This window comes from Streptomyces flavovariabilis (genome assembly GCF_000725785.1).
In the GTDB taxonomy this organism is placed as follows: domain Bacteria; phylum Actinomycetota; class Actinomycetes; order Streptomycetales; family Streptomycetaceae; genus Streptomyces; species Streptomyces hawaiiensis.
Map to the genome: position 1 here is coordinate 142,677 of NZ_JNXD01000003.1, position 12,425 is coordinate 155,101.

A 12,425-nucleotide genomic window follows, 5' to 3' on the forward strand; every position below is an offset into this window, starting at 1 on the left:
GCCCGGCCCGGTGCCGCCCGCGCGCCACTCGCCATCCCGTCACTTCTCCCACCCCGGACTGCCCCATGACTCTCCCCGGCACCGCCCCGAACCCGCACGGCGCCGACCGCACGTTCCAGGTGGACCTGCGCGGCCTCGTCGATCTCCTCTCCCACCACCTCTACTCCAGCCCCCGCGTCTACCTGCGCGAACTGATGCAGAACGCGGTGGACGCACTGACCGCCCGGCGCACCCTCGAACCGGCCGCCCCCGCCGACGCGTTCGGCGTCCGTCTGTACGCCGACGGCTCGGTCGTACGCGTCGAGGACGACGGCGTCGGACTCACCGAGGCCGACGTGCACAGCTTCCTCGCCACCATCGGCCGCAGCAGCAAGCGCGCCGACCGGATCGCCGAGCAACGCGGTGACTTCATCGGCCAGTTCGGCATCGGCCTGCTCTCCTGCTTCCTCGTCGCGGACGAGATCCACGTCCTGAGCCGCTCCGCCCGTACCCCCGGCGCGCCGGCCGTCGAGTGGCGCGGCCGCGGCGACGGCAGCTACACCGTCCGCGCCCTGCCCGCCTCCGCCCGCCCCCGGCCCGGCACCACCGTCACGCTGACCCCGCGCACCGACGCGGGGGAGTGGACCCGCCCGGCGCAAGTGCACGCGCTGGCCCGGCACTTCGGCTCCCTGCTGCGCCACCCGGTGACCTTCGACGACGGCACAGGCGGCACAGGCGGCCCGGGCACGTCCGTCAACCCCGAGCCCGCCCCCTGGGCGCGGACGCACCCCACTCCGGGAGCCCGTTCCCGTGCCCTGGCCGCCTACGGCGAGGAGGTCTTCGGCTTCAAGCCGCTGGACACCATCGAGCTGGACCTGCCAGCCGTAGGTTTGAAGGGCATCGCCTGCGTGCTGCCCGAGACCGTCCCGGCCGGGCGCCGCCACGGCCACCGCGTGCACGTCAAAGGCATGCTGCTGTCCGAGCAGGCCGAGGAGATCCTGCCCGAGTGGGCGTTCTTCGTCCGCTGCGTCGTCGACGCCGAGAGCCTGCGCCCGACGGCGTCCCGCGAGTCCCTGTACGAGGACGACACCCTCGCCGCCGTCCGCGACGCCCTCGCCGAGCGGCTGCGCGCCTGGATCGCCCGGGCCGCGGCCAGCGACCCGGACCTGCTCGGCCGGTTCCTCCAGGCCCACCACCTGGCCGTGAAGTCGCTCGCCGTGCACGACGACGAGATCCTGCGGATGCTGCTGCCCTGGCTGCCGTTCGAGACCACCGACGGGCACACCACCCTCGACGAGTTCGCGCGCACCCACCGCACCGTGCTCGTGACATCCAGCGTCGAGGAGTTCCGGCAGGTCGCGGCGATCGCCTCGGCCGCCGGGCTCGGCGTCGTCAACGGCGGATACACCTACGACCGTGAACTGGTCCACCGGCTGCCCGAGATCAGGCCCGAGGCCACCGTCGCCGACCTCGATCCGGAGACCCTCACCGCCCACCTCGACCCCGTCGACCGGGAGACGGAACTCGCCGCAGCGGCCTACCTCGCCCAGGCCCGCGACGCCCTGGCCGTCTTCGACTGCGACGTCGCGCTGCGCACCTTCCAGCCGGCCTCCGCCCCCGCCCTGCTCGTCGACAGCCGCGAGGCCCGGCACGAGCGCACCCGTTCCCAGCTCGCCCGTGAGCAGGACGGCGGCCTGTGGGGCGACATCCTCGGCGCCCTGCGCCAGGAGGCCCCGCGGGCCCAGCTGATCCTCAACCAGCTCAACCCGCTGGTCCGCACCGCCGTCGCCATCGACGAGCCCGAGCTGGCCCGCACCAGTGCCGAAGCCCTCTACGGGCAGGCCGCGATGCTGTCCCGGCGCCCGCTCAGGCCCGCCGAGTCGAGCCTGATCAACCGCTCCTTCCTCGACCTTCTCGCCCACGCCCTCCGCAAGGACAGCTGACGATGCCGACGACCGCACCCCAGACCACCGACGAGCTGTACCAGGCGCTCCAGGACAACGACCGGCGCCCCTACGGCCGCACCCGCACCGTCACCGCAGAGGAACTCGTCGACGCCGCCGAGCAGTTCGCCGAGCCCGTGCCGCTCGTCCACGCGCTCCTCGAACTCCAGGAGGCGTACACCTACGGCTCCGAGCCCCGGAAGTCGCCCGTCGTGTTCGCGCGCCTGCTCACCCTCTTCGACGAGCAGCCCGACATCTTCGACGACCGCCTGCGCCACATGCTGTTCTGGCGGTTCAAGTGGGTGTCCAACGCCCTGCGCGCCCTGCCCGAGATACCGCTGGCCAGCCTGCGCCAGTGGCTGACGGAGATGCGCGACCGCTACGAGAAGGCCGGCCTCGGCCTGCACCCCTACTACGGACAGGCGTACCAGCTCGCCGCCCACGTAGGCGAGGACACCGCCCTCGCCTACGAGCTGTGGGCGGGCCGCAGCCGCACCCGGCTCAGCGACTGCGAGGCCTGCGAGATCTGCGAACGCGCCCTGTACCACCTCACGGCGGGCGACGACGAACGGGCCCTGCGGGCCTGGGAGCCCGTCCTGGCCGGCAAGGAGTCATGCCAGGAGGAGCCCGCCCGCTCCCTGTCGTACGCGCTGCTGCCCCTGCTGCGCACCGGCCGCACCGACCGGGCCCGCGAACTGCACCTGGCCGGCTACCGCGGCTGCCGCCGCAACCCCTCGATGTCCGGGGAGGTCGGCCGGCACCTGGAGTTCTGCGCGCTGACCGGCAACGAGGCCCGCGGCCTGGAACTGCTCGCCGAGAACCGGAACCTGTTCGACGAGGTCGACTCGCCGCTGGACCAACTCGACTTCCTGACCGGCGTGGAGGTCCTCCTGCAGCGCGTCGGCTCCCTCGGCCACGGCGAGCTGCCCGCCGCCGGATACGCGGGCCGCACCTGGACCGTCGCCGGCCTGCGCGCCGAGGTGCGGGACCGCGCCGACGACCTCGCCGCCCGCTTCGACGCCCGCAACGGAACCGCGGCCCACACAAGCCGCCGCAGGGCCCGCCTGGACCGCGCCCCGCTCCTGGACACACTCGAGCTGACCCTGCGCACCCGCAGCCTCGACGACGTGACCCCGGCCTCCCCCGTCGCCGCGACCGCCGTCCGCCCGGATGCCGCCGTCCCCGACTCGCTCCCCGAACTCATCCTCCGCGCCCGGACGTCGGACGAACAGGGGCACCCGGACGCTCAGGCCTGCTGGGCGCGGCTGCGGACTCTCGTCGCCGCCCGCGACTACACCCACCCCGACGATCCGGCCGTGGGACCGCTCGCCCGGCTGCGTGCGGACCTGCTGGCCGACGAGGCGAACCGGGCCGGCGAGAGGGACCGGTTCGCCGACGCCGCCGCGCTGCACGAGGAGGCCGCGGCCCTGTACGAGGACGCCGGCGCGCCCGGTGACGCCGCGCTCGCCCGTGCCTGCGTCCTGCTCGCCACCGCCGAGATCCCCACGGAGGGCGCCGACGGGCCCGAGGCGAAGGCCGCCGCCCTGACCGCCGCGCACGCGTCCCTGGTCCGTATGCACGAGGAGACGCCCGGCCTCACCCCGCACCAGGAAGCACGCCTGCTGCGGCTGCGGGCGACCGCCCTCGCCCTGCGCCTGCAGACGACGGGGAGCGAAGAGCACGTGGCGCCGGTCTTCGCCGAGGCGGACCGGCTGCGCGCGTTCGCCACCCGGCACGACCTTGCCGGCCAGATCTCCGGCGCCCAGCTGCTGAGGGCCACCACGTACGCCATCTCCGGCGACCTGCCCACCGCGGTCACCGAAACCGACGCCCTCCTCGAGCGGCTCAAGGCGCACGGACCCGCCTGGCACCTGCCCCGCACACTCGGACTGCGCGGCAGGCTCCAGCTCGTCCTCCAGGAGCCCCAGGCCGCGTACACCGACCTGGCCGAGGGACTGCGGCTGGCCGCCGACTGGCCGGGCGACACGGTCGACCCCACCCGTCTCCACACCGACCTGGCCGAGGCCTGCCTGCGCCTGGGCCGCCCCGACGAGGCACTGCGGCACCTGACGCGCTCGGCGGAGCTGGACCTGCGCCGCGGCAGCCGCACCGACGCGTACTGCACGTACAGCAACGCCGCCCAGCTCAGCCTCGACCTGGGCCGCGTCGAGGACTGCATCGCGCTGCTCGACTCCCTGCTGGCCGAACCGGACGTGGCCGCCGGCGAGCTGGACGACCGGCTCGTCGCCCAGCTGCGTCTGACCCGCGCCCGCGCGCTGCACGCAGGGGAGGACCTCAAGGCCGCCACGGCGGAGTTCGTCGCCCTCGCGGCGGAGTCCGCCGGATGGGACGACGACCCGGGCAGCCACGCCATGATCGCCGCGGAGACGGCCGTACTCCTCGCCGAGTCCGGCGACTTCGGCCGGGCCCGCGAGGCAGCCGACCAGGCACTGGCCGCCCATGCCCGGGCCCCGCGCTACGAGCACCTCAGCAACTCCCTGCGCGAACTCGCCCGTCTCCAGGCGCAGCAGCAGGGCCCCGACGGCCTGCCCGACGCCCTCGCCGTCCTCGCCGACGCCGGCCGGGTCGCCGACGAGGCCCGGGCCGCCGGGTACGAGGCTCACGGCCGCTCTCTGGACACGGCTCTGGCCTACGAACACGGGCGGGTCAACGCCTACGCCGGCGCGTACGAAGACGCCCTGGCGGCACTGGAGCAGGCCCTCGCCCTGCTCGGCGAGCCGGGACGGGAGGACGACGACCGCGCCGGCGAATGGGCCGAGTGCGTCCGCCTCGCGGGTGCCGTGGAGGGCCTCTACCTGGAACGCCCCGCCCCCGCCCGCACCCGCCTGGACGCGGCGATCGCCCGCCTGACCGCCCTGGGCCACACCGAGGAGACGGAGCCGCTGACCTCCTTGGCGGCCCGGCTGCGCGACGAGGAGTGAAGCGGGGCACGGGGCCGGTGCGCACTGCTGCGCCCGCCCCGTGCCTCCGCGTGCGCCGGCGCTGTCGCGCTGCCCGCGCACGACGATCCGGGCCAGGAGGGCCACGCGGCGCCTCTCGTAATGTGGCCTCCGTGATGGTGGGGAACGAACAGACCCGGCTGGTCGTGTTGCGGGGCAACAGCGGGTCGGGGAAGTCGTCCGTCGCGGCCGGGATGCGGGAGAGGTTCGGGCGGGGGCTGGCGCTGGTCGGACAGGACAATCTGCGCCGCGTCGTGCTGCGGGAGCGGGACCGGCCAGGCGCGGCGAACATCGGTCTGATCGACCTGACGGCCCGCTACGCCCTCGATGCCGGATACCACGTCGTCATCGAGGGGATGCTGTACGCCGACCGCTACGGCGAGATGCTGACCCGGCTGCGGGCCGACCACCGTGGACCGACCCACGCGTACTACCTGCACGTGCCGTTCGAGCAGACCCTCGTCCGCCACGCGACCAAGCCGATCGCGCACGAGGTCGGCGAGCCTCAGCTACGGGACTGGTACCGGGAACTGGACCTGCTGCCCGGCGGCGTCGAGACCGTCATCGGCGCCGACAGCACCCTGAGGGAGACCGTGGACCGCATCATGCTCGACACCGGCCTGGCGGGTCTGCCCGAGACCGACCTCTAGTCCGGCGCCCGGCCACGGAGCGGCGCCCCCGGGGACTCACCCGTCCGTACGCGCCGGGCAGGGCGCGAGTGGTCCGTCGCGGTCAGGATGGGCGGTGCCGGGCGCCCCGCGTCGGCAGCTCGGTGCTGCCCGACGTGACCCGCGGCTGTCGCTGCCCGTACGCGCGAGGGAGAGGTATGACCGAGACCGACGAGGCCGGGACCTTCTCTGCCGGGGCCGAGTGGCCCTCGGCGCACCGTGACCCGAGTACCGGCATGGTCGACCTCCGGCGCGTCGGAGCGAACCCGGATTTCTGGTATCCGGTCGCATTGTCGAAGAACGTGCGGAGCAAGCGGGCGTTCGCCACGACGTTCGCCGGTGAGCGCATCGCGCTCTACCGCGGGGAGAGCGGCACCGTGTACGCGCTGGAGGACCGGTGCGCCCACCGGCAGGTGCCGCTGAGCATGGGCGTCGTGGAGGGCGAGGTGCTCCGCTGCTGCTACCACGCGTGGGCCTATCGCGGCGACGGCCGCATCTCGCAGATCCCGTACCTCTCCAAAGGCGACGGCCGGCCCCCGCGCGGCGTGCGCGGCTACCCCGTCCGCGAGGCGTACGGCCTGGTGTTCGCGTTCCCCGGTGACCCGGACAAGGCGGCCGTCACCCCGCTGCCGGACCTGCCGGCGTTCGGCTCGCCGCGGTACAGGACGATGACCTACTCCCGGACGGTGCGCTGCCACTACTCGTTCATGCACGAGAACCTGCTCGACATGAACCACCAGTTCCTCCACCGGGGCGTGGTGGGCAAACTCCGTCCCGAACTGCTGGACTTCCGGACCGACGAGCGGTCGGTGGAGGCCAGGTACCTCTTCAGCCACGCCGGGGGCAAGCGGAACCGCGGGGCCAGCCTGCTGGCAGCCGAGGGCATCGGCGGCAGCGACTCCCGCGACGTCATGACGATCCGCACCGAGTACCCGTACCAGACTCTGGACCTGGTCCCGGAGAACGCCGAGCGGCCGGCCTTCCGCCTCTGGGTCGCCTATGTGCCCGAGGACGCCGAGCAGCGCAGATGCCGTACGTTCGGCCTGCTCATGATCGAGAAGCCGCGGATCCCCGGCGCTCTGCAGATGGCCTGGCCGCTCATCCGGCGCTTCACCGAGCGGGTGTTCGCCGAGGACCGGATGGCCGTCGAGGCCGAGCAGCGGGCCTGGGACGAGCAGGGCGCGGACCGCAACCGCGAGGTGTTCTCCCTCATCCTGGACGTCCGCGAGGTGCTGCGCGCCAACGGAGTCCCCATCCTCCCCCGGACCGGCGCGTGCGGCGCCGCCTCGCTGTGCAACGGCGACGACCGAGGTCCGGTCCTGCGGGCGGACGCCGACACCCCCTAGAGGGCCAGGAACTCCGTCAGCAGCCGGTTCAGTTCGGCGGGTCGTTCGGTGGGGAGGGAGTGGTGGGAGGCACCCGGCACGGTGACCACGCTCGCCCCGGGCAGGAGCCGGCGTGCGGCGGCCGCCGCACGCCGCGGGTCATGAGCACGGCTGTGTTCGGCCAGCAGCACCGCCGTCGGGACGGCGCATGCCGCGAGTGCCCGCGCCTCGGGGCGCCGCATGGCCACGACCTTCGACCGGCGGGCGGTGGCGGTGCTCTCCAGGAACGCCTGCCACACCGGATCCTCGGGATCACGGCCGGTCTCCCACCGGTGGAAGGCGCGCACGCGCCCGGCGGTGGGCTTCAGCAGCATCGGCAGGGCGTGCGCGAGGTAGCGGGGGCTCATGCCGGTGAAGCAGTTGACCGGGTCGAGCAGCGCGAGCCTGCCGAGCCGGTGGGGCGCGTGCAGGGCGTAGTTGAGGGCGATCCAGGCGCCGTAGGAGTGCCCGCACAGGTGCGCGCCGTCCAGGTTCAGTTCGTCGAAGAGGGCGTCGAGCCAGGCTGTCAGATCGGCGGCGCCGCGTAGCGGTACTCCGTCGTGCACGCTGCGGCCGATGTCTCCCATCAGGTCGACGGCGTGGATCCGGTGAGCCGGGGCCAGGGCGCCGACGTTGGCGAACCAGGCGGCCGAGGTCGTTCCGCCGCCGGGCAGCAGGACGAGCGGGACACCGTCCTCGCGCCCGCCGATGTGGACCCGGGTGCTGCCGTAGGGGGTGGGGACGTCGACGCCGTGCGTCTGCACGGGCCACCGTCGCAGGACGGCGTCGTACGCCTCGAAGAACGCTGCCGTGTCATCCATGTCCCCGCCCCAATGCCTCGCTCAACGATACTCTCGACCATCGAGATATTAGAGGAGTGAAGCATGGACGACCAGGATCCCGGTCTGCGACTGGTGCATCTGCTGCGGGCCGTGACCATGGAACTGGACCTGTTCGCAGCCGAGTTCGCCGGCCGCAACGGGCTTCATCCCACGGATGTGCGCGCGCTGATCCACCTGCTGGACGCCGGCCGGGAGGGCGTACGGGCCACCCCGGGGTGGCTGGGTGCGCAGCTGGGGGTGAACTCCGCGTCGACCACGGCCCTGGTCGACCGGCTGGAGCGACTCGGGCTGGTGCGCCGGGAGCGGGACACCCAGGACCGCCGCCGCGTACTGCTGGTGGTGCGGGACGAAGCCGTCCGGCTGGGCTGGTCCTTCTTCGGTCCGTTGATCCACGGGATGGTCGACTCGATGCGGTCCTTCGACGAGGCGGAACTGGCCGTGGTACGGCGGTTCCTGCTGGCCATGCGTGATGTGACCGCGGCCGGGCGGCGAGTCCAGCGGGACGACGACGGGGGAGCGTGAGTTCTTCCCGGCACCGGCAGTGGGCCCGGTGCCGCGCCATTCCGAGAGGACAGCCGAGGCCTCAAGGCCGGGGATTCGTACGCTGCCAGCGCGGGCGGGCGTGGGGGCCGCGGCGGCCCGCCACCGAGGCGCAGCGCGGGCACAGGCGCTGCACCCGGTCCGCGGCGCCACCGGACTCCGGGAAGGTGTCCGGCCAGCCGACGTGCGGGAAGCGGACCAGGCGGGAACGGCTGAGGGACAGGCCGCAGACCGTCTCGTTGCGGCCCGGCTCCCAGGCGTGCACCTCACCGGAGGGCAGCCGGCGCCGCCCCTCCTCCTCGTCGGTCCACTGCCCGGACGCCGCGACGGCGTACTGCTTGGAGCGCGCCACTGCAGGTCAGCCGGCCGCGTGGTCGACGTGCAGCCGCACCTGCTCCTCCAGCCGCCGCAGGCTGGTGTCCAGGGCGTCGGCGACGGCCTGCTCGCCCGGGTCGTGGCCGCCGTCGAAGAACGACAGGTGCACGGTCACCTCACTGGCTCCGCCGTCCAGACCGGCTACCTGCAGCCAGCCCGCGTAGCCGCCCTGGTCACGAGTGCCCCATTCGAGCCGCATCTGGTCCGGCCGGGCGCGCAACAGGGCGGAGGTGTCCTCGTCGGTGCGGTCCTCGTGCACGGTGACGGCCGGCAGTTCCCCGGCCTCCACGTGCAGGGCCTCGGGCAGCCAGCTGTCCAGCCGGCCGACGTTCGCGGCCTGGTCGAAGACGTGCTCGGGCCGTGCGGGCATCGTGCGGGAACGTTCGTACTCGGTCATCGCCTTACCGGCCTCACCTCGGGGGTCGTAGCGCCCACCGCGTTCCCGGCCTGCCCGCCCCTAACCGCGAAAGGCCCCGCCCGCGGGGTGCGGACGGGGCTTCCCGCCGATCAGAATTTGGGCTGCGGGGTCTGCGCCTGGACGAGTTCTTCCGCCTCCGCCTCCGTCTCCACGGACGGCGGGGAGCCGGCCAGCGGCTTGTTGGCGGTCTCGCGCATGCACAGCACCGCGATGACGCCGACGACCGCGGCGCCCGTGGCGTAGTACGCCGGCATGAGGGTCGAGTCGAAGGCACTGATCAGAGCAGTGATCACCAGCGGTGTCGTACCGCCGAAGATCGAGGTGGCCAGGTTGTAGGCCACCGAGAGCGACCCGTAGCGCACCTGCGTGGGGAATATCGCCGGGAGCGCCGCCGACATCGTGCCGAGCATCGCCACCAGCGAGAGCCCCATCAGCAGCAGGCCCAGGGTGATGAGGACGACGCTGCCCTGCCGGATGAGCAGGAACGACGGCAGGGACAGGAACAGGAAACCGAGCATCCCCGTCATCAGCAGCGGCTTGCGCCCGAAGCGGTCCGAGAGCCGCCCGACCTGGTTGATGACGCACATCTGCAGCACCATCACGACGAGCAGGATCAGCAGCCCGTGATTGGTCTCGTAGCCCAGCTCGTCGGACAGGTACGTCGGCATGTACGACAGCAGCATGTAGTCGGTGATGTTGTACGCCGCGACCAGCGCCAGACACAGCAGCAGCGGCCGCCAGTACCGGGTGAAGATCTTGCCGAGGTCGGCGGCCGCCGAGGTCTCCACGGCGTCGGCGGCCTCGCTCGCCTTCGCCTGGCCGCCCTCCAGCTTCTGGAAGGCGGGCGTCTCGTCCAGCTTGAGCCGCAGGTAGAGGCCGATGAGGCCGAGCGGGGCCGCGAGCAGGAACGGGACGCGCCAGCCCCACGACAGCATCTGGTCGTCGCTGAGGAGGGTCTGCAGGACGACGACGAGGCCGGAGGCTCCGACGTAGCCGGCGAGCGTGCCGAGCTCCAGGAAGCTGCCGAAGAAGCCGCGCCGCTTGTCGGGCGCGTACTCCGCGATGAACGTCGAGGCGCCCCCGTACTCCCCGCCGGTCGAGAAGCCCTGCACCAGCCGGAAGAAGATCAGCAGGGCCGGGGCCCACAGACCGATCGCGGCATGCGAGGGGACCAGACCGATGGCGAAGGTCCCCACCGCCATCATGATCATGGTGAGGGAGAGGATGCGCTTACGCCCGACCTTGTCACCGAGCGGCCCGAAGACCATGCCGCCCAGAGGACGCACCAGGAAGGCCACCGCGAACGTGGCGAAGGAGCCGAGCAGCTGGGCGGTGTCGTTGCCGGAGGGGAAGAAGACCCTCCCGATGGTCGACGCCAGATAGCTGTAGATGCCGAAGTCGTACCACTCCATCGCGTTGCCGAGGGCGGCGGCCTTGGTGGCGCGCTTGACCGCCGCGTCGTCGGTCACCGTGATGTCGCTGCGGCGCAGCTTCGGGCGACGTCGTTTCTCGATCGCCCGGAACAGCACGCGGTGTCGTCTCACAGCCGCGGGATCCACCGACTCGTCGTTGTCGGGCGCCGCCATCACGTGGTTCCTTTCGCCGTTCGTTCTTCCAAGCACCACGCCTGCACAGATCTCGCGCGCTCAAACGAACCCCTTCGCGCGGCGTACGGTCGGTCACGGAACGTGATGCACGGGCGCTCAGGGTGAGAGGCGGGTCGCCGCGCCGTCCGGGAGGATCTCCGGGACGGGTGTGTGCCCGTGCCCCGGCGGGGGAACCTGTTTCGCCGGGTGCGCGGCTGGTGAGAGGAGCCCAAGTGACGGCGTCAGCGGCGGGCGGCCACGACCAGGGCGCCCGGGAGGCCGGGTACGAGCCGGACCCGAACCGGTGGCGGGCCCTGTGGGTCACGCTGGTGGCCGGCTTCATGAGCCTGCTGGACGTGTCGATCGTGGCGGTGGCCCTGCCCACCATCCAGCGGCAACTGCACGCCTCCGCGGCCGAGGTGCAGTGGGTGGTGTCCGGGTACGCCCTCTCCTTCGGCCTCGCCCTCGTCACCGCCGGCCGCCTCGGCGACGCCCTGGACCGGCGCCGCATCTTCCTGCTCGCCCTCAGCGGATTCGTGCTCTTCAGCGCGGCCTGCGGAGCGGCCCCGAACATCGCGCTGCTGGTGGCGGCCCGGCTCGCCCAGGGCCTGGCGGCCGGCTTCATGGCCCCGCAGAACTCCGCTCTCATCCAGCAGATGTTCCGAGGCGGCGAACGCGGCCGCGCCTTCGGCTTCTTCGGCGCCACCGTCGGCATCTCCTCCGCCGTCGGCCCCCTCACCGGCGGTCTGATCCTCGCCCTTGCCGACGGCGCCCAGGGCTGGCGGTGGATCTTCTACGTCAATGTCCCCATCGGCATCCTCGCGATCCTCCTCGGACGCCGCCTGCTGCCCCGCACCCGGCGCTCGGGCCGGGAACACGTCGACCTGCCCGGCGTCGTGCTCCTCGGTCTCGGCGTCCTCGCGCTCATGTACCCGCTGGTGCAGGCGGAGAGCGGCGGCCTCACCCGGCTGTGGTGGATGTTCCCGGCCGGTGCCGCGCTCCTCTTCGTCTTCACCCGCTGGCAGCGCCGCCTGCTGGACCGCGGTACCCAGCCGCTGCTCGACCCGCGCCTGTTCACCACCGTGCGCGGCTACGCCGTGGGCGCCGGCGTCGGCACGCTCTACTTCATCGGCTTCAGCGGCGTCTGGCTGGTCTTCGCCCTCTTCTACCAGCACGGCCTGGGCTACTCCCCGCTCGAGTCGGGCCTCGCCGTGACCCCCTTCGCCCTCGGCTCGGCCGTCGCGGCCGCGGTGTCCGGGCGGCTGGTGGACCGGCTCGGCCGCCTGCTCACCGTGGGCGGGCTCACGGGCGTGATCCTCGGGCTGGGCGGCACCGCGCTGCTGCTGCGCTTCGCGCCCCTCGACCTCGCCCCCTGGCTCGCCGCCCCGGTCCTGTTCCTCGGCGGCGTCGGCGGCGGGTGCGTGATCTCCCCCAACATCACCATGACGCTGCGCGAGGTACCGGTACACATGGCGGGAGCGGCGGGCGGCGCGCTGCAGACCGGGCAGCGGCTCGGCGCCGCGGTGGGCACCGCCGCCCTGCCCGGTCTCTACTACCTGGTGCTCGGCAGCAGGAGCGACGACTACCGCGGTGCCCTCTTCCTCGCGATGGTGGCCGGGCTCGTCGGCATGGCCGCGTCCCTGGCCCTCGCGGCGTACGACTGGCGGCGCGACCGGCGGACGAGGGAGCCGCACCGCCCGTGCCCGGACGACGTCGCCCACAGTCCCGTACACTCCCGGCAGACCTGAGT

At 73.0% G+C, this 12,425-nt stretch carries 10 protein-coding genes; 6 read left to right on the top strand and 4 right to left on the bottom strand.

Annotation, left to right across the window (positions count from 1 at the left end; all coding sequences use genetic code 11):
* Positions 1 to 65: 65 nt before the first annotated feature.
* From IO24_RS0108085 to IO24_RS0108100, 4 genes are all read left to right on the top strand, one after another.
* On the top strand, positions 66 to 1,922 hold the full coding sequence (locus tag IO24_RS0108085) for an HSP90 family protein (protein WP_031133380.1): 1,857 nt from the start codon (positions 66 to 68) through the stop codon (positions 1,920 to 1,922).
* Between the two features lie 2 nt (positions 1,923 to 1,924).
* Positions 1,925 to 4,864 (top strand): hypothetical protein, encoded by a 2,940-nt coding sequence (locus IO24_RS0108090; protein WP_031133382.1) that lies wholly within the window; start codon positions 1,925 to 1,927, stop codon positions 4,862 to 4,864.
* 134 nt (positions 4,865 to 4,998) lie between these two features.
* Entirely contained in the window at positions 4,999 to 5,532 is a 534-nt protein-coding gene (locus tag IO24_RS0108095) for an AAA family ATPase (protein ID WP_031133384.1), read from the top strand.
* A gap of 176 nt (positions 5,533 to 5,708) precedes the next feature.
* A complete protein-coding gene (locus IO24_RS0108100; protein WP_045295977.1) occupies positions 5,709 to 6,896 on the top strand; it encodes an aromatic ring-hydroxylating oxygenase subunit alpha in 1,188 nt (395 codons plus the stop codon).
* On the opposite strand, the gene IO24_RS0108105 is transcribed toward IO24_RS0108100, so the two are convergent.
* Complete coding sequence (locus tag IO24_RS0108105; protein WP_031133388.1) at positions 6,893 to 7,735, bottom strand: alpha/beta fold hydrolase; 843 nt, start codon at positions 7,733 to 7,735, stop codon at positions 6,893 to 6,895. The two genes, IO24_RS0108100 and IO24_RS0108105, sit on opposite strands and share 4 nt — an antisense overlap.
* Before the next feature lie 63 nt (positions 7,736 to 7,798).
* Between IO24_RS0108105 and IO24_RS0108110 the strand changes: the two genes are divergently transcribed.
* The gene (locus IO24_RS0108110; protein ID WP_031133391.1) at positions 7,799 to 8,278 is read left to right on the top strand and encodes a MarR family winged helix-turn-helix transcriptional regulator; all 480 of its coding nucleotides are present in this window, start codon (positions 7,799 to 7,801) and stop codon (positions 8,276 to 8,278) included.
* A 61-nt stretch (positions 8,279 to 8,339) separates the two neighbouring features.
* On the opposite strand, the gene IO24_RS0108115 is transcribed toward IO24_RS0108110, so the two are convergent.
* The 3 genes from IO24_RS0108115 to proP all read right to left on the bottom strand — a co-directional run bounded on the left by IO24_RS0108115 (position 8,340) and on the right by proP (position 10,675).
* Positions 8,340 to 8,648 carry a hypothetical protein gene (locus IO24_RS0108115; protein ID WP_031133394.1) on the bottom strand — a complete coding sequence of 103 codons (309 nt, stop codon included), beginning with the start codon at positions 8,646 to 8,648 and terminating at the stop codon, positions 8,340 to 8,342.
* A 6-nt stretch (positions 8,649 to 8,654) separates the two neighbouring features.
* A complete protein-coding gene (locus tag IO24_RS0108120) occupies positions 8,655 to 9,068 on the bottom strand; it encodes an SRPBCC family protein (protein ID WP_031133397.1) in 414 nt (137 codons plus the stop codon).
* Positions 9,069 to 9,178: 110 nt separating this feature from the next.
* A complete protein-coding gene (proP, locus tag IO24_RS0108125) occupies positions 9,179 to 10,675 on the bottom strand; it encodes a glycine betaine/L-proline transporter ProP (protein WP_031133399.1) in 1,497 nt (498 codons plus the stop codon).
* Positions 10,676 to 10,908: 233 nt separating this feature from the next.
* On the opposite strand from proP, the gene IO24_RS0108130 reads away from it, so the two are divergent.
* Positions 10,909 to 12,423, top strand: coding sequence for an MFS transporter (locus IO24_RS0108130; RefSeq protein ID WP_031133400.1), 1,515 nt, complete (start codon positions 10,909 to 10,911; stop codon positions 12,421 to 12,423).
* Positions 12,424 to 12,425 lie beyond the last annotated feature (2 nt).

Excerpts from the sequence above, each read along its gene's own strand:
- IO24_RS0108090 (WP_031133382.1), top strand. The coding sequence starts at position 1,925 with ATGCCGACGACCGCACCCCAGACCACCGACGAGCTGTACCAGGCGCTC.
- IO24_RS0108110 (WP_031133391.1), top strand. The coding sequence starts at position 7,799 with ATGGACGACCAGGATCCCGGTCTGCGACTGGTGCATCTGCTGCGGGCC.
- proP (WP_031133399.1), bottom strand. The coding sequence starts at position 10,675 with ATGGCGGCGCCCGACAACGACGAGTCGGTGGATCCCGCGGCTGTGAGA.
- IO24_RS0108105 (WP_031133388.1), bottom strand. The coding sequence starts at position 7,735 with ATGGATGACACGGCAGCGTTCTTCGAGGCGTACGACGCCGTCCTGCGA.
- IO24_RS0108100 (WP_045295977.1), top strand. The coding sequence starts at position 5,709 with ATGACCGAGACCGACGAGGCCGGGACCTTCTCTGCCGGGGCCGAGTGG.
- IO24_RS0108120 (WP_031133397.1), bottom strand. The coding sequence starts at position 9,068 with ATGACCGAGTACGAACGTTCCCGCACGATGCCCGCACGGCCCGAGCAC.
- IO24_RS0108095 (WP_031133384.1), top strand. The coding sequence starts at position 4,999 with ATGGTGGGGAACGAACAGACCCGGCTGGTCGTGTTGCGGGGCAACAGC.
- IO24_RS0108085 (WP_031133380.1), top strand. The coding sequence starts at position 66 with ATGACTCTCCCCGGCACCGCCCCGAACCCGCACGGCGCCGACCGCACG.